General features: G+C 36.4%; 15 protein-coding genes. 12 read left to right on the forward strand and 3 right to left on the reverse strand.

The features are described from left to right. The first annotated feature begins 178 nt into the window (after window positions 1-178). The 4 genes from ACEN25_RS04630 to ACEN25_RS04645 all read left to right on the forward strand — a co-directional run bounded on the left by ACEN25_RS04630 (window position 179) and on the right by ACEN25_RS04645 (window position 7,725). Entirely contained in the window at window positions 179-4,543 is a 4,365-nt protein-coding gene (locus ACEN25_RS04630; RefSeq protein WP_441801877.1) for a translocation/assembly module TamB domain-containing protein, read from the forward strand. A 229-nt stretch (window positions 4,544-4,772) separates the two neighbouring features. Next, window positions 4,773-5,759: a 6-phosphofructokinase gene (gene pfkA / locus ACEN25_RS04635; RefSeq protein ID WP_028374637.1), complete on the forward strand. Its 987-nt coding sequence runs from the start codon at window positions 4,773-4,775 to the stop codon at window positions 5,757-5,759. A gap of 28 nt (window positions 5,760-5,787) precedes the next feature. Next, window positions 5,788-6,789 (forward strand): type I glyceraldehyde-3-phosphate dehydrogenase, encoded by a 1,002-nt coding sequence (gene gap / locus ACEN25_RS04640; protein ID WP_028374638.1) that lies wholly within the window; start codon window positions 5,788-5,790, stop codon window positions 6,787-6,789. Window positions 6,790-6,864: 75 nt separating this feature from the next. Then, the gene (locus ACEN25_RS04645) at window positions 6,865-7,725 is read left to right on the forward strand and encodes an N-acetylglucosamine kinase (RefSeq protein WP_028374639.1); all 861 of its coding nucleotides are present in this window, start codon (window positions 6,865-6,867) and stop codon (window positions 7,723-7,725) included. 80 nt (window positions 7,726-7,805) lie between these two features. On the opposite strand, the gene ACEN25_RS04650 is transcribed toward ACEN25_RS04645, so the two are convergent. Both ACEN25_RS04650 and ACEN25_RS04655 read right to left on the reverse strand, forming a co-directional pair. Further along, the gene (locus ACEN25_RS04650) at window positions 7,806-8,186 is read right to left on the reverse strand and encodes a RidA family protein (protein ID WP_441801878.1); all 381 of its coding nucleotides are present in this window, start codon (window positions 8,184-8,186) and stop codon (window positions 7,806-7,808) included. A gap of 24 nt (window positions 8,187-8,210) precedes the next feature. After that, the gene (locus tag ACEN25_RS04655) at window positions 8,211-11,036 is read right to left on the reverse strand and encodes a putative LPS assembly protein LptD (RefSeq protein ID WP_441801879.1); all 2,826 of its coding nucleotides are present in this window, start codon (window positions 11,034-11,036) and stop codon (window positions 8,211-8,213) included. Window positions 11,037-11,060: 24 nt separating this feature from the next. Here ACEN25_RS04655 and ACEN25_RS04660 point away from each other — a divergent pair, with 24 nt between their 5' ends. From ACEN25_RS04660 to bshA, 8 genes are all read left to right on the forward strand, one after another. Continuing rightward, window positions 11,061-12,140, forward strand: a complete 1,080-nt coding sequence (locus ACEN25_RS04660; RefSeq protein WP_441801880.1) for an N-acetylmuramoyl-L-alanine amidase family protein — start codon at window positions 11,061-11,063, stop codon at window positions 12,138-12,140. A 77-nt stretch (window positions 12,141-12,217) separates the two neighbouring features. After that, window positions 12,218-13,168, forward strand: coding sequence for an MlaD family protein (locus tag ACEN25_RS04665; RefSeq protein ID WP_441801881.1), 951 nt, complete (start codon window positions 12,218-12,220; stop codon window positions 13,166-13,168). 5 nt (window positions 13,169-13,173) lie between these two features. After that, window positions 13,174-14,517: a 4Fe-4S dicluster domain-containing protein gene (locus ACEN25_RS04670; protein WP_441801882.1), complete on the forward strand. Its 1,344-nt coding sequence runs from the start codon at window positions 13,174-13,176 to the stop codon at window positions 14,515-14,517. Window positions 14,518-14,550: 33 nt separating this feature from the next. After that, window positions 14,551-14,985, forward strand: a complete 435-nt coding sequence (locus tag ACEN25_RS04675) for an LNS2 domain-containing protein (RefSeq protein WP_028374645.1) — start codon at window positions 14,551-14,553, stop codon at window positions 14,983-14,985. 36 nt (window positions 14,986-15,021) lie between these two features. Next, entirely contained in the window at window positions 15,022-15,813 is a 792-nt protein-coding gene (locus ACEN25_RS04680) for a (Fe-S)-binding protein (protein ID WP_441801883.1), read from the forward strand. A 301-nt stretch (window positions 15,814-16,114) separates the two neighbouring features. Then, window positions 16,115-16,600 carry an ABC transporter ATPase gene (locus tag ACEN25_RS04685; protein ID WP_441801884.1) on the forward strand — a complete coding sequence of 162 codons (486 nt, stop codon included), beginning with the start codon at window positions 16,115-16,117 and terminating at the stop codon, window positions 16,598-16,600. 15 nt (window positions 16,601-16,615) lie between these two features. Beyond that, a complete protein-coding gene (locus ACEN25_RS04690) occupies window positions 16,616-19,528 on the forward strand; it encodes a glycoside hydrolase family 3 N-terminal domain-containing protein (protein ID WP_441802148.1) in 2,913 nt (970 codons plus the stop codon). A 74-nt stretch (window positions 19,529-19,602) separates the two neighbouring features. Next, window positions 19,603-20,760, forward strand: a complete 1,158-nt coding sequence (gene bshA / locus ACEN25_RS04695; protein ID WP_441801885.1) for an N-acetyl-alpha-D-glucosaminyl L-malate synthase BshA — start codon at window positions 19,603-19,605, stop codon at window positions 20,758-20,760. Between the two features lie 74 nt (window positions 20,761-20,834). Here the strand turns inward: bshA and ACEN25_RS04700 are convergent, their stop codons facing one another. Then, window positions 20,835-21,326 carry a hypothetical protein gene (locus ACEN25_RS04700; RefSeq protein ID WP_441801886.1) on the reverse strand — a complete coding sequence of 164 codons (492 nt, stop codon included), beginning with the start codon at window positions 21,324-21,326 and terminating at the stop codon, window positions 20,835-20,837. Window positions 21,327-21,328 lie beyond the last annotated feature (2 nt).

Genomic DNA, 21,328 nt, shown 5'->3' on the forward strand with positions numbered 1-21,328 from the left:
TGTACTTTTACCCATAATAAAATTAATGCCGAAAGGCAGATCTTAAACGGGTTCTATTTATGAGCGCGCTACTTCTCAAGAGGTATTTTGAGATTTTGTAGAACGCATAGTGTGCAAAGTTAAAACTTAAAAACGTATCAGAAAATTTAGAAAAATAGTTACACGTACCCTATTCTTAGTGATAGGTGTTTTTGCGTTGCTAGTCGTCATATTTTCGATACCTACTGTACAGACATTTATTGCCAATAAAGTTACTACCTCACTCAACGAAAAATACGGTACTCAAATTTCGGTAGGTAAAATTCATATAAAATATAATGGTTTTGCTGCAATTAAGGAAGTTTATATTGCAGATCACCATAATGATACTTTAATCTATTCACAGAAAGTAGAAACGAGTTTGTTAAGCTTAAAAGCTTTGATGAATAGTCAAATGAATTTAGGAGATATAGCTTTAGAAAATTCTAAGCTGTATGTGCGTAAGTATAAAGGTGAAGAAAATGACAACCTGTATGTTTTTTCTCAAAAATTTAATACAGGAGCACCACCCTCTACACCTTTTAGACTCTCATCTTCTGAGTTAGAGTTAATCAATATGCATTTTAAATTTACCGATGAAGATTTAGATACGCCTACCGTAGTAGATTATACTAAATTACAATTGCTGGCAGAAGATTTTAAACTTGACGATGTCACAGTTACTGCTCAGATAAAAGATTTACAGCTTGATGCAGCAAGAGATTATCATCTGCGCGGGCTGCAGGCAGATTTTAAATACAATCCAGAAACCATTATTTTAAAAGATCTTAGACTAACTACAGAGCATTCGGTATTGAAGGGCGATGTGGTTATGGATACTAAAGATGACGCTTTTCAGGATTTTAATAACCGGGTGATCTTTAATATCGATTTTGACGATACTCAAATATCAACGACAGATTTACAGGTTTTTTATGCGGAATTTGGATCTGATAAAACCTTATCGCTTAACGGGAAAATGAAAGGTACACTCAATGATTTTAGACTTTCAGACTTCGATTTAAGCGGCCTGAATACAAGTCGTATACAGGGAGATGTACGTTTTAGAAATTTGTTAGGGGATAACAATACATTCACTATTGAAGGTAATTACAAGCAATTACAAACTTCATATTTAGATTTAACAGCATTATTACCTGGTGTTTTAGGTACAAATTTACCCGAAGAATTGGTGCGTTTAGGAGTCGTTGATCTTGAGGGAGTTTTAAATGTTACCGAAAATACGGTATACTCTAAAACAACAATCAAAACAGATCTTGGACTTATTGAAACCGATATCGATTTAACAAATACCAGTAATATAGACCTGGCGACCTATGTAGGTATGGTGCGTGCCGAAAACTTTAACCTAGGTAGGCTCTTACAGGTTCCTAAACTAGGTGCTGTTACTTTTAACTTTCTGATAAACGGAGAAGGTATAGAAGCAGCTACATTAGATACACACGTAGAGGGTGTAATTAATAGAATAAATTATAACAAATATAACTATCAGGCTATAACCGTATCAGGTGATTTAAGTTACCCGGTTTTTGATGGTCGCCTAAGCATTAGAGATCCTAATGCAGATCTAACTTTTAATGGTCTTATAGATGTTACCCAGGCTGTTAACACGTATGATTTTACTGCTGAAATTGATCACCTTGACCTGGCGAAACTCAATTTTTTAAATGACAGCATAGCACTTTTAAAAGGACAGGTTGTTATAGATATGCAGGGTACAAACATTGATGATGCAGCTGGTAGTATCGTATTTAGTAAGTCTAGTTTTGAGAACACTAACGATCTGTATGAGTTTGAAGATTTTGAGATCACATCTACCTTTAAAGATAGCTTACGTACAATTACCATAAACTCTCCAGACATCATATCAGGTGAGGTTTCAGGTAACTTCAGAATAGGTGATGTACAGGCTCTTTTTAGAAATGCGATAGGAAGTCTTTACACAAATTATGAGCCGCAGACTATTACTACAGATCAGTTTATGGATTTTAATATTCAGATCTACAGTAAGATTGTTGAGGTTCTTGTACCAGATATAGAGTTAGAGCCAAATACTTTTGTAAGAGGGAGCGTGATTTCTGACGATTCAGACTTTAAACTTACATTTAGATCACCACGTATAAAAGCATTTGGTATTCTCGCAGAATCTATAAATGTACGGGTAGATAATAAAAACCCGCTGTTTAATACTTTTATTGAAGCAGACAGTATAGGTAGTGGTATTTATGGGGTAAGTGATTTTAATCTCATTAATGTAACCTTAAAAGATACGCTATTTATGCGCTCTGAATTTAAGGGCGGTCCGCAGAAGCAGGATGTTTACGATTTGAGTTTTTACCATACGATCAATCCTGATAACAATTCGGTATTAGGCTTTAAGAAGAGTAGTCTTAAGTTTAAAAATAACCTGTGGTTTTTAAATGAAGCAGATAATAAAGACAATAAAATAGTCTTCAGTAATAACTTTCAAAACATAGATGTTAGAGAACTTATTCTTTCTCACGAAGAAGAGCGTATTTCTGTTGAAGGTATTTTAAGAGACAGTACTTTTAAAGATATTAAGACAAATTTTGAACAGGTACGTCTATCGCATATTACACCTTATATAGATAGTCTTAGCCTACGCGGTCTTGTAAATGGGAATCTTGATATTTTACAGAAAGAAGGAGTGTATCTGCCTAATAGTAATGTGAACATCAGCAATTTTACGATAAATGATATTCTAATGGGCGATCTCAACCTTTCAGTAAAGGGTAATGAGAGCTTAACAAGTTATAAAATTGATACGCGCTTGCGTAATGAAAATGTTGAAACACTAACCGCTTTAGGAACTATAAATTTAGAAGCTGCAAACCCTGCAATAGATTTAGATGTTCAGCTTCGGAAATTAAATCTGCAAGCATTTAGTCCGTTAGGTGGTGATGTGATTTCAGCAATACGAGGTCTAGCAAGTGGTAGAGCGCAAATTACTGGAGATTACCGTAATCCAGATATTGATGGAGAATTACTTCTTAGAGATGCCGGCTTATCTATACCTTATTTGAATACTAATTATGACTTTAAAGGCACTGCGCGAGTAACCTTAAGTGATCAAGAATTTAAATTTAATTCGGTCTCCTTATCTGATGTTAAATACAAGACTACAGGAACTTTAACCGGTACTATAAGTCATCAATTTTTTAGAAACTGGGATCTTGATCTTGATGTAACCACAGATCGCTTACTGGTTTTAGATACAAAACAAGATGATTTTGCTTTATATTATGGTACGGCTTTTATAAGTGGTGATGCGAGTTTAAAAGGGCCTACAGATGAGCTGGTAATAGATGTTGCGGCAACTACAGAGAAGGGAACTATTTTTAAAATTCCACTAAGTGATACAGAATCTTTTGGAGACAGTAGTAATATTTATTTTTTAAGTCCCGAAGAAAAACAGGCGCGTTTAGACGGTGAGGAGATTGTTATTAAAGAATTTAAGGGACTCGAACTTAATTTTGATTTAGAAGTTACACGTGATGCTGAAGTAGAAATTGTCGTAGACGAGACAAACGGAAGTACGCTTAAAGGCCGTGGTGCGGGTTATTTATTAATACAGATTAATACTAATGGAAAGTTTAATATGTTTGGTGACTTTACACCCTACGAAGGTTCCTATAACTTTAGATACAGTGGTGTAGTACAAAAGCAATTTGACATTATTCCGGAAGGTAAGATTAGCTGGGATGGTGAACCTACTGAAGCCTTGCTTGATATAAGTGCTGTTTACAGAACACAGGCAAACCCGTCTATACTTTTAGAAAACCCTTCAGTTAATCGAAAAATACCGGTAAATGTGATTATTAATCTCGATGGCGAATTAATGCAGCCGGAAATCACTTTTGACTTTGAGTTTCCGAATACCAGTTCTATTGTGACCTCAGAACTTAACTACAGATTAGATAACAGAGCAACCCGAGAATTGCAGGCCTTTTCACTAGTGACTCAGGGATCATTCTTCAGTCAAAATGGTATTGATGCACAATCTGCCGCCTATGGTAATTTAATAGAAACAGCATCGGGCATATTTAATGATTTATTGTCTGATGAAGATGGTAAATTTAGTGTGGGGCTTGATTATGTGCAGGCAGACAATCGGCCAGATTTGCAAACTTCAGGACGTTTTGGTTTTACACTTTCTACACAGATTTCTAACCGTGTTATAATAAATGGTAAAGTAGGTGTACCTGTAGGCGGCGTAAGTGAGCGTGCCGTTGTGGGTAATGTAGAAGTTAACTTTCTACTTAATGAAGATGGGTCTCTTCGCGCAACTATTTTTAACCGCCAGACCGATATACAATTTGTAGCCAGCGATAATGATGGTTATACTCAAGGTGCAGGAGTATCGTATTCTGTAGATTTTGATACATTCAAGCAGTTAATTCAGAAAGTATTTAAAGGAGAAGCTCGCGAAGTCGAAGAAGAAATCAAAATAATTCAATCAGATTCTGATTATCCTATCGAATAGGGATTAACTGATAACTTCATATTTTAATAAGAATATGCTATTTTGAGCCGTTCTTATTTTCTGATCCTTTAAAAACTACCCTTTTAGATTGTAAAGTCCCTAATTTGACGTCTTAAAAAAAATAAGTTGTTAACGATAACGATTGAAATTGAGGATACCTTTAAATTCATCGCTAATGCCTTAGGAAAGTGCTTAGAGATTCCTATTTTTACTGTTCATTCAATAGTAAATGGCAAAAAAAATTACAAAAATCGGAGTTCTTACTTCCGGTGGGGATTCTCCGGGAATGAATGCTGCAGTTAGATCTGTGGTGCGTACGTGTGCATATCATAAAGTTGATTGTATTGGTATATATAGAGGATATGAAGGTTTAATTGATGGTGAGTTTGCACCTATGGATGCGCGTAGTGTACGTGATATAATAAACCGAGGTGGTACGATGCTTAAATCTGCTCGTTCAGACCGTTTTAGAACCCCTGAAGGTCGTAAAATCGCTCACGACAATCTACTCGAAAATAATATTGACGCGCTTGTTGTCATTGGAGGTGATGGTACCTTTACCGGTGGTCTTCTTTTTAATACAGAATTTGATTTTCCTGTTATAGGAATTCCGGGTACTATAGATAATGACATTAGCGGTACAGATCGTACGTTAGGTTATGATACAGCATTAAATACAGCTGTAGAAGCGATAGATAAAATACGAGATACTGCAAGTTCTCATAACAGACTTTTCTTTGTAGAGGTAATGGGGCGTGACGTAGGTCACATTGCATTAAATGCAGGAGTAGGAGCAGGAGCAGAAGAAATATTAATTCCGGAAGAAAATCTAGGTCTTGAACGTTTATTAGAATCATTACTGCGCAGTAAAGCCAGTGGTAAAATGTCTAGTATTGTAGTAGTGGCCGAAGGTGATAAAACAGGTAAAAATGTTTTTGAGCTTAAAGATTATGTAGATGAGCATTTAGAAGGCTATGATGTGAGAGTCGCTGTTTTAGGTCATATGCAACGTGGTGGTTCACCAAGTTGTTATGATCGAGTTCTGGCAAGTAGAATGGGTGTAAAAGCTGTAGAATCGTTACTTGCAGGAGAAAGCAATTATATGGTAGGAATACAACATGAAAAAATGATATTGTATCCTATAGAAAAAGCGATTAAAGGAAAAACTGAAATTAACAAAGAGCTTGTGCGTGTGTCTGAAATAATGACCACATAATATTAATTCTAATTAAAAGTAATTTAAAATGGGAAATTTAAAAATAGGTATCAATGGTTTTGGCCGTATAGGTCGTATCGTATTTAGAGCAACAGTTAAACGTGATAACGTAGATGTTGTAGCTATTAATGACCTTTTAGATGTTGAACACCTTGCATACCTTTTAAAATATGATTCTGTTCACGGTAACTTTGACGGTACTGTAGAAGTAAAAGACGGTCATCTTGTTGTAGATGGTAAAACAGTACGTATCACTGCTGAGCGTGATCCTAAAAACTTGAAGTGGGACGAGGCAGGCGTAGACGTTGTTGCTGAGTGTACCGGTATATTTACTACATTAGAAACTGCAGATTACCACATTCAGGCTGGTGCTAAGAAAGTTGTTATTTCTGCACCTTCTAAAGATGTGCCTATGTTTGTAATGGGCGTTAATCATAAAGATGTTAAAGCCAGCGACAAAATTGTATCTAACGCATCTTGTACTACAAACTGTTTAGCTCCTTTAGCTAAAGTATTAAATGATGCTTATGGTATTGATGAAGCATTAATGACAACCGTACACGCAACTACTGCTACTCAAATGACAGTAGATGGTCCTTCTAAAAAAGACTGGAGAGGTGGTCGTTCTGCATTATTAAATATTATTCCTGCTAGTACTGGTGCTGCAGTTGCTGTAACTAAAGTTATTCCTGAATTAAAAGGGAAATTAACGGGTATGGCTTTCCGTGTACCTACAGCAGATGTTTCGGTTGTAGATTTAACAGTACGTTTATCTAAAGAAACCAGCTACGAAGATATTAAGAAGACGTTTAAAGCTGCTTCAGAAGGAGAGATGAAAGGTGTTCTTGGTTACACAGATGAGGATGTGGTTTCTCAAGATTTTATAGGTGATCCTCGTACAAGTATTTTTGATGCTGGTGCAGGTATTGAATTAAATTCAAAATTCTTTAAGATCGTATCTTGGTATGATAATGAGTTTGGTTATTCAAACAAATTAGTTGACTTAGCAGAATACGTTAACACGCTATAATTGATTTATAATTTTAAGCCCTTTAATTCAACTTCTGAATTAAAGGGCTTTTTTTAACTCTTACATCAAAAAAATATGATATTATTAGTAGATAGCGGATCAACGAAAACAGATTGGATCGCATTGAATGCTGAGGGAGCTGAGATTTTTCAAACACAGACTTTTGGTTTAAATCCACAAGTATTGTCTGCTGAAATCTTAACGGAGAGAATAATCAATAACTATGAATTGTATAAACATCGTCACGAAGTGACTCACGTTTACTTTTACGGTGCAGGTTGTGGTACTACTAAACCTAAGGAATTGATTAAAGGTGTTTTTGATGAATTTTTTGACAAAGCGCAACTTATAGATATTAAAGAAGATACCTATGCTGCTCTTTATGCTACTACTAAAAAGAACGAACCAGGAATTGTTTGTATCATAGGTACAGGCTCTAACTGCAGTTTATATGATGGAGAGAATATAGAACAAAAGGTAACTTCTTTAGGTTATATTTTAATGGATGACGGTAGTGGTAATTACTTTGGACGTCAATTATTACGTGACTTTCATTTTAACAAAATCCCAAAAGAACTAGCTTACGAGTTTGCTAAGCAATTTGATCTTACTGCAGAAAGCATTAAAAATCATTTATATAAAATGCCTAATCCTAATACATATTTGGCGCAATTTGCACGTTTCTTAATTACAAATAAAGATCACGAGTATTGCAAAAAGCTAATACGTAAAGGCTTTAAATTATTTATTGAACATCAGATTCTTCAATTTAAGAATGCTAAAGAAATACCAGTTCACTTTGTAGGCTCTATTTCTTTTTATCTTCAGGATGAATTAAGAGATTTATTAAAAGAGTATGACTTGAAGATAGGTAAGGTTTTAAAGAGACCTATAGAAGGTCTTGTAGCTTACCACAAGAATTATATTATGGTTTAATAAAAACCTTAAAACTAAATTAAAAAAGCTGCTAATGAGAATAACTTCTCGTTAGCAGCTTTTTTTATGTGTGTTTTAGACTACTTAACAGCAATCATAGAAATTTCTACATTTACAAATTTTGGAAGATTTGCTACTTCTACAGTTTCACGTGCAGGTGCTGTTTCCTCATTAAAAGCTGTGGCGTAAACAGCATTTACAGCAGCAAAACTATTCATATCGCTTAAAAAAATAGAGCTTTTAACCACGTGCTCAAACGTAAGTCCTGCTTCTGTTAGAATAGCTTCTAAATTTTGCATAACCATTTTGGTTTCTTCAGCAATATCACCACTTACTAGCTCGCCTGTCTTAGGGTCTAGTGGTATTTGACCGCTTATATATAAAGTGTCCCCAGCAAATACAGCTTGGTTGTATGGGCCAATGGGAGCGGGAGCGTTAGGGGTGCTAATTATTTTTTTCATAAGTCTGTATTTTAAAAAATTAAATTAAAGTCTCTGATCTGGTGAGCGACGCTTCTCATATTTTAAATCGCTCAATACACTTGATTTTATACCTATAAAGAAATTCCAGGAAGCATAGGTGCCAAAAGGAGTCCAGGCAAATGTCATATTAAAACTTTCTAGATCTCGTGCAAATCGTAACTGAGTAGGTGTAAATTTTCCGGTAGTTAAGTCAACTCCAGAAGATGCTCCTACAAACCAGCGCTCGCCTAATTCTACATCACCACTAAAATTTACAGCGTGAGAGGTTATCATATTTTGGCGTGTAAGATTTCCGTAATTCACATTATAATTTACGCGTAAATTCCAGGGGATTTTATAATTATATAGTTCGCGTTTTACGTCATCGTCTTCTTCGCCCTCATCTTTATCATTAAATTTATTTCTTAGCTGATCACCGTCTTCCCCAAGTAAGTTATCGCGCCTGGCGCCATTACGTGCAGTCTGGGTATCTTCTCCGTCGTTGTTTTTTTCAAAACTTTTACTGCTAAAGGAATAGCCAAAGTTGGCGCTGGCATTAGTTAATCTAAATAAACTTCCGCCGTTTTGAACATTCAATTTATCAATACGTCTGTTATTGTTATTTAAGGCATACGGATCTAAAGTCATATTGAAGTTAACACTCAATTTACTTTGAATTATAGGAATCGTTCCGCGTACCGAAATAGGGCTCAGTTTTAAACTATCTGCCAGAAAATTATAATTTGTAGATATCGCAAGGTTGCTAATAAGATCTATTTTTTTAGGCTCTACAGCGGTGCTGTCTTTATCTCTAACTTTTGCCTCTACCGTGTTGTTTATACTTAAGCTAACGCCACTCGAACTAAAATTTCCTGGCGCACCGTAAAAGCCACCATCAAATCTTGAATAGGTTACCTCACGCGTTAAATCTCCATTAGGATCATCTAATTCTGGTGCTAAGAACGTTTCATAATACTGATCAAAAGCCGGGTTGTAATTAAAAGAAACTGAAGGTTTAATTACGTGACGTATTGCTTGTATCTTTTTATCTTCACCAAAATTAAACTGGCCGTATAACGTTGTACCCAAACTTGTACTGAAGTTATAGGTATTAAAACGATCAAAACCATTTATAGTATCCCGAACAATTTCTCGTTGTTCTGTATCAAACCTCTGATTGATGGTTTCAAAAACCCAGCTTTCCTGATAATTTGTACTTGCAGATACACTCAAATGTTTAAAGAGTTTGAAGTTTGTGGTAATGGGAATGCTATGTCGTACTCCTAATTCTGCATCTCTAAACATTTGAGCTGTAAAAAACAGACTGTCTGTGGTTTCAAAACGGTTTTCCCCACTACCGGAGTAGTTGAAGTTGATGTTTTCTATAATTCCTTTTTTGGAGCCGGTCTTAGGCGCAAATGGGTAAATACGATCTACGTTTAATTGTAAGCTAGGTAAGGTCATGTTGATAACCTGCGTCTGCGTATTTTGTGTATGTCTTGCGGTAAGCGCAAGATTAACTTGTGGTACGGTCTGAAAGGTTTTAGAATAGGAGACCGAAGAGCTTAATGTGTTTGTAAGTCTACTGGCGACGTTATCTATATTGGTAGATTGTCTAAAATAGTTACTACTTCCTAAGTTTACAGATGCAGAAAATCGCGAATTAGGACTCGACTTGGTGTCCTGGCTATGTGACCACTGAATATTATACGTGTTTGTTTCAGAAAAATCGGGTAAACCACGCTCGCTATTGAGTAGTCTCTCGTATCTAATGTTTACATTTCCACTAAACTTGTAGCGTTTTCGATAGGCACTGCTTCCGCGTAGCGCATAACTACCGTTTGTATAATAATCACCGGTAAGGGTAAGATCTGCATAATCGCTTAATGCAAAATAATATCCTCCGTTTTGAAGAAAATAACCACGCTCGTTATTTTCTCCGGGCGACGGCATTATAAACCCGGAAACACTGGTTTCTTTTTCCATTGGAAAATAAGCAAACGGCACTCCTAAAGGAATAGGAACATCGTACACAAACATGTTAACCAGGCCGGTTACAATTTTCTTTCCCGGTACAAATTTTACTTTTCGGGCATAGAAGTAATATTCGGGGTCTTCCTCATTCTCGCTGGTTGTAAAACGCACATTGCGCATAAAAACAACCGAATCATTAACTCGTTTGCTAACCTCATTTTTAATGTAAAACTCCTGTTGCTTTGTACGAGATCCGTAAATAAGCGCTTTTTCGGTTTTGAAGTTATATTTGATCGAGTCTGGTTCAACGGTGTTTTGAGCTTGTACAAAAACGGGACCTTGTGTGTAAACACCAGCAGAATCTAAAATACCCTTTGCAAAAACAACATTATTTGTGTTATCTACAATAATTTGACCCGCTTTGATGTTGATGTCGGTATAGTTAATCTCTGCCTCGTTGTATAAATACAGTTTGTTGGTACGTTTATCAAACCGAGAATAATCAGTGGCACTGTATTTGACGATATCGGTAAGCGGCTCGCGGGCAGGTTGTAAACTGTCTGTCTTTGTGCTGTCGCGTTGTGTAGGCGCAAGCATATGGGTAAGTTGACTGCCTTGAGGTTTGTTAACGGGCTGTTTGTAAGACGTATCTGCAGGTATGCTTTTAAGAGTATTTACTGATATCTCCTGAGCCTGTAAAGACCCACAGCAGATAAGGAATACGCCTAGAATTTGCAGTACGATAAGGATCTTTGTTCGCAATGGGATTAGTACTATTTTTGTAAATGAAAGGGCAAAAATTAATGTGCCAAAATTACATCTATTTTTTAGAAGCCATAAGTAATGAAGATTAAAAATGGCTTTGTAAAATTGCATGATATTAAATGACGTTCCCCAAATATGAAAACGAATATATCTTATATAATTGTATTTACCCTGAGTTTGCTATGTAGCAATTCTTTTTCTAATGATAAACCTGTTGATTTTAAGAAGTTTGTAGTTGTTATAGATGCCGGTCACGGAGGTAAAGATCCCGGGAAACCTTCAAAAACCGGTATAAAAGAAAAGGATGTAGCCTTAAAAATCGCTTTATTAATAGGAGAAGAGTTAGGGAAAAACAAAGAGATTGAAGTTTTATACACCCGTAAAACCGACGTTTTTGTAGAATTAGATCGTCGTGGTGAAATTGCTAATAAGGCAAAAGCAGATCTTTTTATCTCTATTCATTGCAATGCACATACCTCTCAGGCTTCTGGTGCAGAAACGTACGTGCTGGGTTTACATCGAAATAATACCAATTTTGAAGTTGCAAAGGCTGAAAACGAAGTGATCTTTCTGGAAGATAACTATGAAGAAAAATATGCACAGTATAATTTAAACTCACCAGAGTCTTTAATAGGTCTTACACTTATGCAAGAAGAGTTTTTAGACCAAAGCATTCAATTAGCAAGTTTGGTTCAGGATAACTTCAGAGAAAAACTGAATCGTAAAGATCGTAGTGTTAAACAGGCGGGATTTGTTGTGTTACATCAAACAGTGATGCCTAGTGTTCTTATTGAAACGGGCTTTATTACCAATAATGAGGAAGGTAAGTATTTAAATTCTTCAACAGGACAAAAAGAAATAGCGCACGCAATAGCCACAGCGATTGAGGAATATAGAGAAAATGTAAGTGCAAATGACTTTCTGGGAATAACTAAAGTTGTCCCGGCAGTTGAGGTAAAGGATATTGTTAATGACGGCGAAGTTTATAGGGTTCAGATCGCGGCAAGTAGTAAAAGCGTTGAGCCTAAATCATATAATTTTAAAGGTTTAGGGGAGATTACCAGAGCTAAGGAAGGAAAACTGTATAAGTATTATTATGGCGATACCTCAAATTATAGTGAAATTCAACGTAAACTTTCTGAAGCAAAAGCTAAAGGATATAAGTCTGCATATATTGTTTCCTTTAAAAATGGGGTAAAGCGTAAGGTCAACTAAGTTATAAATAAAAGTTAGCGTAGTAAGTCCTAATAGATTTTATTCCTAAATTTGAAGCTCATCAAAAATAGTACACATTGAACATTTCTAGAGAGGTAAAAACAGGTCTGTTAGCCGTAGTGGCAATAGCTCTTTTAATTTTTGGTTATAGCTTTTTAAAAGGCAATAATCTTCTTCAAAATGACCGTACTTATTATGCGATTTACGATAATGTAGAGGGGCTTTCTCCCGGCTCTAGCGTGACTATTAATGGTCTTGCTGTAGGTAAGGTATTATCTATAGATTTTGCAGATCAGCAGGGTATGTTATTAGTTACCTTTAATGTGAAAAATGATTTTCAATTTTCAAAAAGCAGTAAAGCACAAATTTATGGTGGTGGTCTTATAGGTGGAAAATCGCTTTCTATTGTGCCAGATTACGAGCGTGGTGAAGTTGCTAAGTCTGGTGATACTCTAGAGGGTACTATTGATGAAGGTATTTTTGAGCTGGTAAATGAGCGTCTAACACCGTTACAGAAAAAAGTGGAGTCTGTGATAAATAGTACAGATTCTGTTTTAACCGGTGTTGCAGATGTTTTAGATCAAGATACCCGTAAAAACTTACGCACAGCTATTGCAGATATTACTGAAACTGCAGCATCGTTTAAACAAGCTTCGCAGGGATTAAATAAACTATTATCTGATAATGACAAGAAATTAAGCCGCACATTCACAAATCTTGATGAAATGTCTGCTAATTTTAATCAGATGAGCGATAGTCTTTCTCAAGTTGACGTAGGTCAGCTAGTTACTAAAATGGAAGATATGATTGCAGAAGTAGAAAGCATCACCTCTAAGATAGATAATGGCGAAGGTAGTTTAGGGCAATTGATTAATGATAAGGATATGTATAATAATCTGGAGCGCGCTACCAAGCAGATGGAAGAACTTATGCAAGACATAAAACTTAATCCTAAACGTTACGTACATTTTTCAGTTTTTGGTAAAAATCCGGGCCCATATAACGAACCGAAAGATTCACTTAAATAAATTAAATGCAATACCTTCCTAATATATTGTTCATAATCGCACTAGCGATTGGAGTTGTTTTTTTTGCTAAAAACGTTCAAAAGCTAATCCGCAATATAAAATTAGGCCGCGATGAAGATCGAAGCGATAATAAGCCGCAACGCTGGCGCAATATGGCTAAGATTGCCTTAGGGCAGTATAAAATGGTACGTAGACCGGTTTCTGGTATTATTCACGTCCTTGTATATCTGGGTTTCATAATCATTAACATTGAAGTTCTTGAGATTGTAATTGACGGGATTTTTGGTACACACCGTATATTTAGCTTTATGGGTGGTTTTTATAACTTCCTTATTGCTGTTTTTGAAATTTTTGCACTCCTTGTTTTAGTAGGCGTTATCATTTTCTGGATACGTCGTAACATTTTACATATAAAGCGTTTTTTAAATCGAGAAATGAAAGGTTGGCCTAAGTTAGACGCCAATCTCATTTTGTATTTTGAAGTGGTACTTATGCTGTTATTTCTAACGATGAACGCTGCAGATTATACACTTCAGCTTAAAGGAGCAGAGCATTATGCGAGTGCTTCAGGTATTCTTGGGTCGTTTCCAGTTAGTCAGTTTATAGCACCTTTATTTGAAAATATGAGTATCTCATCATTAATACTCGTTGAACGCGCGGCCTGGTGGATTCATATTTTAGGAATATTGGTATTTTTAAATTACTTATATTATTCTAAGCATTTGCATATTCTACTGGCTTTCCCAAATACTTATTTTGCCAGACTAAAGCCGCAGGGACAGTTTGATAATTTAGATGCAGTAACCCAGGAAGTAAAATTAATGATGGATCCTGATGCAGATCCGTACGCAATGCCAGAGGAAGGTGCGGCAGATGAAGTACCCGCAAAGTTTGGTGCAAGTGAGGCTACAGATTTAAGCTGGGTTCAGTTATTAAATGCATATACCTGTACAGAATGCGGTAGATGTACCAGTGAATGTCCTGCAAATCAAACCGGAAAGTTATTGTCACCACGTCGCATTATGATGGCGACACGTGATCGACTTGAAGATATAGGAAAAAATATAGATGCTAATAAGGGAACCTTTCAGGATGATGGGAAACAATTATTAGATGATTATATTACCCGTGAAGAATTATGGGCGTGTACTACCTGTAATGCTTGCGTAGAAGCTTGCCCGGTGGGTATAAATCCACTTTCTATTATTATGGATATGAGACAGTATCTTGTAATGGAGCAGAGTGCGGCTCCTACAGATTTAAATAATGCGATGACCAATATTGAAAATAACGCAGCACCTTGGCCTTTTAATCAAATGGACCGTGCAAATTGGATCAACGAACTTTAGAAACCAACCAATAAATTTTAAAATAGAAAACTCATGAAAAAAGAGGAAGTGGACAAAATGTTAAGTGAAAAGCTGCAGGATGGGGAACATGTAAGCCCGGTTCTGCCAGAAGGTGTGAAGAACTACCTCATTGATATTGATGGAACCATTACCGAAGATGTTCCTAATGAGGAGCCTGAGCGCATGGGAACTTGCGAACCTTTCCCAGATGCATTGGCAACCTTAAACAAATGGTATGATGAAGGGCATATTATATGTTTTTTTACTTCTCGTACTGAAGAACACCGTGAAGTAACTGAAAACTGGTTAGACAAGCACGGTTTTAACTACCACAGCCTTTTAATGGGGAAACCACGAGGAGGTAATTACCACTGGATAGATAATCACCTGGTTCGTGCAACCCGTTACAAAGGGAAATTTACAGATCTTGTTGAAAAAGATGTAACTATAGAAGTGTTTAAAGACTAAGCATTTTAAAAAAATAATAGGAATAAAAATTAGATTATGGCAGAAGCTATCAAAGTCCCTACGATGGCAGAATTTATGGCACAAGGCAAATCTCCGGAAGTTCTCTTTTGGGTAGGCTGCGCCGGAAGTTTTGACGACAGAGCAAAAAAAATAACCAAAGCATTTGTAAAACTATTAGCAAAGGCGGGAGTAGAATTTGCTGTATTGGGTACTGAAGAAAGCTGTACCGGTGATCCTGCAAAACGAGCCGGTAACGAATTTTTATTCCAAATGCAGGCGGTAACAAATATCGAAGTTCTTAATGGCTACGATGTAAAAAAAATAGTTACTGCGTGCCCACATTGTTTTAATACAATAGCTAATGAATACCCTGGTCTTGGGGGTAATTACGAAGTCTTACACCACACTCAATTTTTAAAATCTTTAATTGACGAAGGTAGACTTACTGTTGAAGGGGGTAAGTATAAAGGTAAGCGTATTACTTTTCACGATCCGTGCTACTTAGCTCGTGCTAACCGTATTTATGAGGCTCCGCGAGATTTACTTCGTAAGTTGGAGGTAGAGCTTGTCGAGATGAAACGCTGCAGAACAAAAGGTTTCTGTTGTGGTGCAGGTGGAGCTCAAATGTTTAAAGAACCTGAGCCGGGTACAAAAGATGTTAATATAGAGCGTACAGAAGAAGCTTTAGAAATTAAACCAGACGTTATCGCTGCAGGATGCCCTTTCTGCAATACGATGATGACAGATGGCGTTAAGAATAAAGAAAAAGAAGATTCTGTAGAAGTTTTAGATATTGCAGAGATGATCGCAAATGCAGATGATCTATAATTTGATTAAATAATAGGTTTTATAAAGCATCGGTTTTACCGGTGCTTTTTTATTTAGAATCTAAGGTACCGTTGCTTATTAGCATTAATTTGAGAGAAAGATCCTTTCAGTTTAGTTTTGAATCTTTTATTCACTCCTCAATCGCGATTAAAATGGTGAGGGACGATTCTCAAGATAATTTTACTTCAATTAAATTGTAATAATTACATTTTTAAAAGAATTTGAAGGCTTTTAACACTATCTTTTTTAAGGACGGCCTTTATATACATTAAGTTTGTGCTACTAATTTTTATATACGTATATGTTAATTCCTTTTCAAGATTTACCTGCCAATTCCCGACTTTGGATTTATCAAAGTGACCGCAAATTTACTGAAGAAGAACTTGTGAAACTCCAAGAACAATTGGAAAGCTTTCTAAATGAATGGACAGCCCATGGCGCAAGTTTAAATGCCGGTTACGAGGTGAAGTATGATCGTTTTATCGTGATAGGTCTTGATCAAAGTGCAAGTGCTGCCAGTGGGTGTTCTATAGATACACAGGTGCGATTTATTCAACAACTTGAAAAAGATTTTGAAGTACAATTATTAGATAAAATGAATGTTACCTACATTCAAAATGACCGGGTTCATTTTAAGCCCTTAGCAGATTTTAAAAAGATGGCAAAAGAGGGTGCTGTAGGTAAAAAAACCATAGTATTTAATAATCTCGTAAATACTAAAGAAGAATATCTAGAATTTTGGGAAGTACCTGCAATAGAAAGCTGGCACAACCGTTTCTTTAAATAAAATATACCGCTTATGATGCGTGAACACTTACTCGTTGGAGTATTTCTTATACTTGCCTTTCAAGGCTTTTCACAATCAAAAAATCCATTACTGGCAAAACAATTAACTGAGCAACAAGCCTGGGTTGATAGCATTTACAATAAAATGACCTTAAAAGAAAAAATAGGTCAATTGTTTATGGTAGATGTTTTTTCTAGTGACCCAAAATTAAAAACAGACGCTATAAAAACGCTCATTAAAAATAACCACATAGGTGGTGTTATTTTTTCTAAAGGAGGTCCTATGCGTCAGGCAAAGCTTAATAACGAGTATCAGGCGTTGAGTAAAGTGCCTTTAATGGTGGCTATGGATGCAGAATGGGGTCTGGCAATGCGATTAGATTCTACCTATGCGTTTCCCTGGAATATGACTTTAGGCGCTATTAAAGACAATACTATTGTAGAAGAAGTAGCCAAGCAAATAGGGTTGCATAATAAACGAATGGGCGTTCACATTAACTTTGCTCCTGTTGTTGATATAAATGTAAATCCTGAAAATCCTATAATAGGAAACAGATCATTTGGAGAAGATCGCAATAATGTAACCGATAAAAGCGTGGCTTTTATTAAAGGAATGCAAGGAGCGGGTGTGTTAGGAAGTGCAAAACATTTTCCGGGTCACGGGGATACTAATCAGGATTCGCATAAGACGCTTCCTACGATACCATTTAGCCGAAAGCGTTTAGATTCCATAGAAATGTATCCGTATAAAAAAGTTATAGATGCGGGTATCGCTAGCATTATGATTGCGCATCTTAATGTTCCTACCTTAGAAAGCAGACCGGGTTATCCTACGTCGTTATCTCAAAAAGTTGTAACCGGCTTGTTAAAAGATAGTTTAGGTTTTCAGGGATTGATATTTACTGATGCCTTAAATATGAAAGGCGCATCCAACTTTAAAGAACCGGGCCTTATAGATCTGGAAGCTTTTAAAGCGGGTAATGACATCTTGCTGATGAGTGAAAACGTGCCAAAGGCGATGGCTAAGTTTGAAGAAGCCTATAACGCAGGAGATATTACAGAAACCCGTTTGTCACGCTCTGTAAAGAAAATTTTATTCGCAAAATTTAAAGTTGGTCTCAATAAGTATCAACCCGTAAATACTACAAATCTTATTAAAGACCTAAACAGTGTCGAAGATGATGTAATTTACCGTAAGGCTATGGCAAATGCTTTAACGGTTCTCAAAAATGATCAAGCCATTCTACCGGTTAAAGATTTAGATCTTAAGAAAATAGCATATATTGAATTGGGTGATGATAGTGGAGATCCATTTTATAAATCGCTACAGAAATATGCCGAAGTAACCAAAATAAGTGCATCTAGCAGTGCCGAATATTTAAACAAACTAGATAAATACAATTATGTCATTATAGGTTTTCATCGCTCTGATGATAACCCCTGGAAATCCTTTTCAATGACAGCTGCAGATATTGCTATTATAGAAGCTATAGCCAAGTCAAAACCCACAGTTCTCGATGTTTTTGTAAGACCTTATGCACTTTTAAAACTGAATGATATACGCGCGATTAAAGGTATTGTAATGTCTTACCAAAATAGCGCAATTGCTCAGGATTTAAGTGCTCAGTTGATTTTTGGTGCTATAGGAGCTCAGGGCAAATTACCGGTTTCACTAGGGAAAAACTTTCAGATTAATACCAGTTTTGAAACAGGAACCTTACGCAGATTACAATATGGGGTACCCGAAGAGGAGGGTATGAATTCAGAAAAACTCAAGGAAATTGATGAACTCGTAAAAGAAGGACTTACTAATGTGATGTTTCCGGGGGCGCAGGTTTTGGTGGCGCGTAATGGTAAAGTTATCTATGAGAAAGCTTTTGGTCATCATACCTATACAAAACGAGAGGATGTAAAACTCACCGATGTGTATGACCTGGCTTCAATGACTAAAATTCTTGCTACATTACCTTTATTAATGGAGCGTTATGATGCTAACAAATTTAAACTTAATGACAGGTTAGGTAGTATTCTTCCTATTTTGAAGGGGACTAATAAAGAAGATATAACTATCAAACAGGTACTTTCTCACTATGGAAAGTTGAAACCCTGGCTTCCGTTTTATAGAGCCACTTATGATGAAACCGGTCACATATCAAAAAAATACTATCGCTCTTCTCCCGAGGGCGATTTTTCTATAAAGATTGCTGAAGATATGTATTTGCGAAAAGATTATCCTGACACTATAGTTAAGATTATTGCAGATACAGATTTATTACCATCTCGAGTCTACAAATACAGTGACTTATCTTATTTTCTGTTTAAAAAATATCTTGAAGATACTGTTTTAACAGATCTTGATACGCTTACCCAGCGCATGTACTACAAGAATCTTGGGGCTAATTATATGGGATATAAGCCTTTAAATTATACTCAAAAAAGTAATATAGTACCTTCTGAAAATGATACCTATTGGCGAATGCAACAAATACAGGGTTATGTGCACGATATGGGAGCGGCGATGACCGATAACGTGGGTGGTCACGCCGGTTTATTTAGCAACGCTAATGACGTGGCTAAAATGATGCAGATGTATTTACAAAATGGATATTATGGCGGTAAACGCTTTTTTTCAAAAAATACAATGAGTGATTTTAATACCTGCTATTATTGTAATGAAGGTGTGCGCAGAGGTGTAGGCTTTGACAAGCCGCAGCTAGGAACTGTGGGCGGCACGTGTGGTTGTGTTTCTAAAGCTAGTTTTGGCCATTCAGGATTTACAGGAACCTTTACCTGGGCAGATCCTGAAACGCAAATCGTGTACGTTTTCTTATCAAACAGAACCTTCCCTGATGCAGAAAATCGAAAGTTAATACAGTCAGATCTTCGAAGTCGTATTCAAGAGGTAATTCAGAATGCTATAATTCCTTAGCAATTCTTCTTAAATAAAATCTAAAACCGCTTTAGAGATATCGGTGCTGGCTTAATAATTGGTAATTTTAAGCCATGAAAATAGCTATAGTTTGTTATCCCACATTTGGCGGTAGTGGTGTTGTCGCTACCGAGTTGGGTATTGCATTATCTAAAAGAGGACACGAAGTTCACTTTATTACTTACAAACAGCCGGTTAGGCTTGATTTGCTTAATGAAAAGATCTTTTTTCACGAAGTAAATGTTCCCGAATATCCACTTTTTCACTTTCAGCCGTATGAGTTGGCGCTTTCTAGTAAACTTGTAAACATCATCAAGGCCTATCATATAGATGTGTTGCACGTGCATTACGCCATACCACACGCCTACGCCGGTTATATGGCAAAAAAAATGCTTCAGCAGGATGGTATAACCATACCGATGGTAACTACTTTGCACGGTACTGATATCACGTTAGTAGGAAGTCATCCGTTTTATAAACCTGCAGTAACCTTCAGCATTAATAAAAGTGATGTGGTAACTTCAGTATCTCAAAGTCTAAAAGACGATACAAACCGTTTATTTGATATCAAGCGTAAGATTCAGGTAATTCCTAACTTCATAGATATAAATACGCTTAAAGACTCTTTTACAGATTGTCAACGCGGATTAATGGCTACCGAAGAGGAGCGTATTATCACCCACATTAGTAATATGCGGGAGGTAAAATGTATTCCCGATGTAATTAAAACCTTTAATGAAATTCAAAAACATATTCCTTCAAAATTAATCATGGTAGGTGAGGGACCAGAGCGTGGCCCTGCTGAGTTACTCTGTGAGCAGTTAGGTATTTCTAGCAAGGTGGTTTTTTTAGGAAACAGTAACGAGATTGATAAGATTTTGTGTTTTTCAGACTTATTTCTATTGCCCTCAAAAGCAGAGAGTTTTGGTCTGGCGGCGTTAGAAGCAATGGCGCACGGTGTCCCGGTTATCTCATCCAACGCTGGTGGTCTTGCAGAAGTAAATACTCACGGTTACTCGGGCTATATGAGTGATGTAGGGGATGTAGACGCTATGGCAGCAAATGCATGGAGCATTTTAAAAGAGCGTGAAACCCTTGATTTATTTAAGAAACAGGCACGTTTACAAGCTCAGCAATTTGCTATTGAGCGCGTAGTGCCTATGTATGAAGAGGTATATTTAAAAGCTATAAATAGAATTAAACAGGTTGCTTCAAAAGCAATTAGTAAATAAAGATTTGACTTTATACGGAACAAAAAAATCCCGTTAGCGCGAGCTAACGGGATTTTTAATTTATAAAGTTGAGATTAGAATTGGTAACGTATCCCTAATGCGATATCAAAATCTAAATCATCGTTGTTATAACCGTCATTACCGTCACCAAAACCTATCTCAGGTCTAAAGTCTAAAGATAAAATTAACGGTATATCAAAGTTATATTCAATACCTATATCACCTGCCGCAAATATAAAAGTATCATCATCAAAACGGTCATCATCATAACCATATGATGCAAGACCTCCACCTACACCGGCATACCAGTTAAAGCCACCGTCAATATTCCAAACCCATTGGTAAAGACCAGCTAATTTAAAACCATCATAATTTTTTCCGTCTCTAATTCCCAAATCTAATTCTAATCTGTTATTGTCTCCTAAGCCACGCTGATAAGAGATTTCTGCACCAAAACCATCACTATCTCCTAGTCTAAGACCTAAAGCATTTTTTGAAATCTCCTGCGCTTGAGAAGAGAACGAAAAACCTGCCATTAAAACAAAAGCTATAAATAATTTTTTCATAA

This window comes from Leeuwenhoekiella sp. W20_SRS_FM14, assembly GCF_052119605.1.
Taxonomy (GTDB): domain Bacteria; phylum Bacteroidota; class Bacteroidia; order Flavobacteriales; family Flavobacteriaceae; genus Leeuwenhoekiella.

What these genes read in the sequence shown, in the direction of transcription:
- pfkA (WP_028374637.1), top strand. Translation starts at nt 4,773, where the DNA reads ATGGCAAAAAAAATTACAAAAATCGGAGTTCTTACTTCCGGTGGGGAT.
- gap (WP_028374638.1), top strand. Translation starts at nt 5,788, where the DNA reads ATGGGAAATTTAAAAATAGGTATCAATGGTTTTGGCCGTATAGGTCGT.
- ACEN25_RS04645 (WP_028374639.1), top strand. Translation starts at nt 6,865, where the DNA reads ATGATATTATTAGTAGATAGCGGATCAACGAAAACAGATTGGATCGCA.
- ACEN25_RS04650 (WP_441801878.1), bottom strand. Translation starts at nt 8,186, where the DNA reads ATGAAAAAAATAATTAGCACCCCTAACGCTCCCGCTCCCATTGGCCCA.
- ACEN25_RS04655 (WP_441801879.1), bottom strand. Translation starts at nt 11,036, where the DNA reads ATGCAATTTTACAAAGCCATTTTTAATCTTCATTACTTATGGCTTCTA.
- ACEN25_RS04660 (WP_441801880.1), top strand. Translation starts at nt 11,061, where the DNA reads ATGAAAACGAATATATCTTATATAATTGTATTTACCCTGAGTTTGCTA.
- ACEN25_RS04670 (WP_441801882.1), top strand. Translation starts at nt 13,174, where the DNA reads ATGCAATACCTTCCTAATATATTGTTCATAATCGCACTAGCGATTGGA.
- ACEN25_RS04675 (WP_028374645.1), top strand. Translation starts at nt 14,551, where the DNA reads ATGAAAAAAGAGGAAGTGGACAAAATGTTAAGTGAAAAGCTGCAGGAT.
- ACEN25_RS04680 (WP_441801883.1), top strand. Translation starts at nt 15,022, where the DNA reads ATGGCAGAAGCTATCAAAGTCCCTACGATGGCAGAATTTATGGCACAA.
- ACEN25_RS04685 (WP_441801884.1), top strand. Translation starts at nt 16,115, where the DNA reads ATGTTAATTCCTTTTCAAGATTTACCTGCCAATTCCCGACTTTGGATT.
- ACEN25_RS04690 (WP_441802148.1), top strand. Translation starts at nt 16,616, where the DNA reads ATGCGTGAACACTTACTCGTTGGAGTATTTCTTATACTTGCCTTTCAA.
- bshA (WP_441801885.1), top strand. Translation starts at nt 19,603, where the DNA reads ATGAAAATAGCTATAGTTTGTTATCCCACATTTGGCGGTAGTGGTGTT.
- ACEN25_RS04700 (WP_441801886.1), bottom strand. Translation starts at nt 21,326, where the DNA reads ATGAAAAAATTATTTATAGCTTTTGTTTTAATGGCAGGTTTTTCGTTC.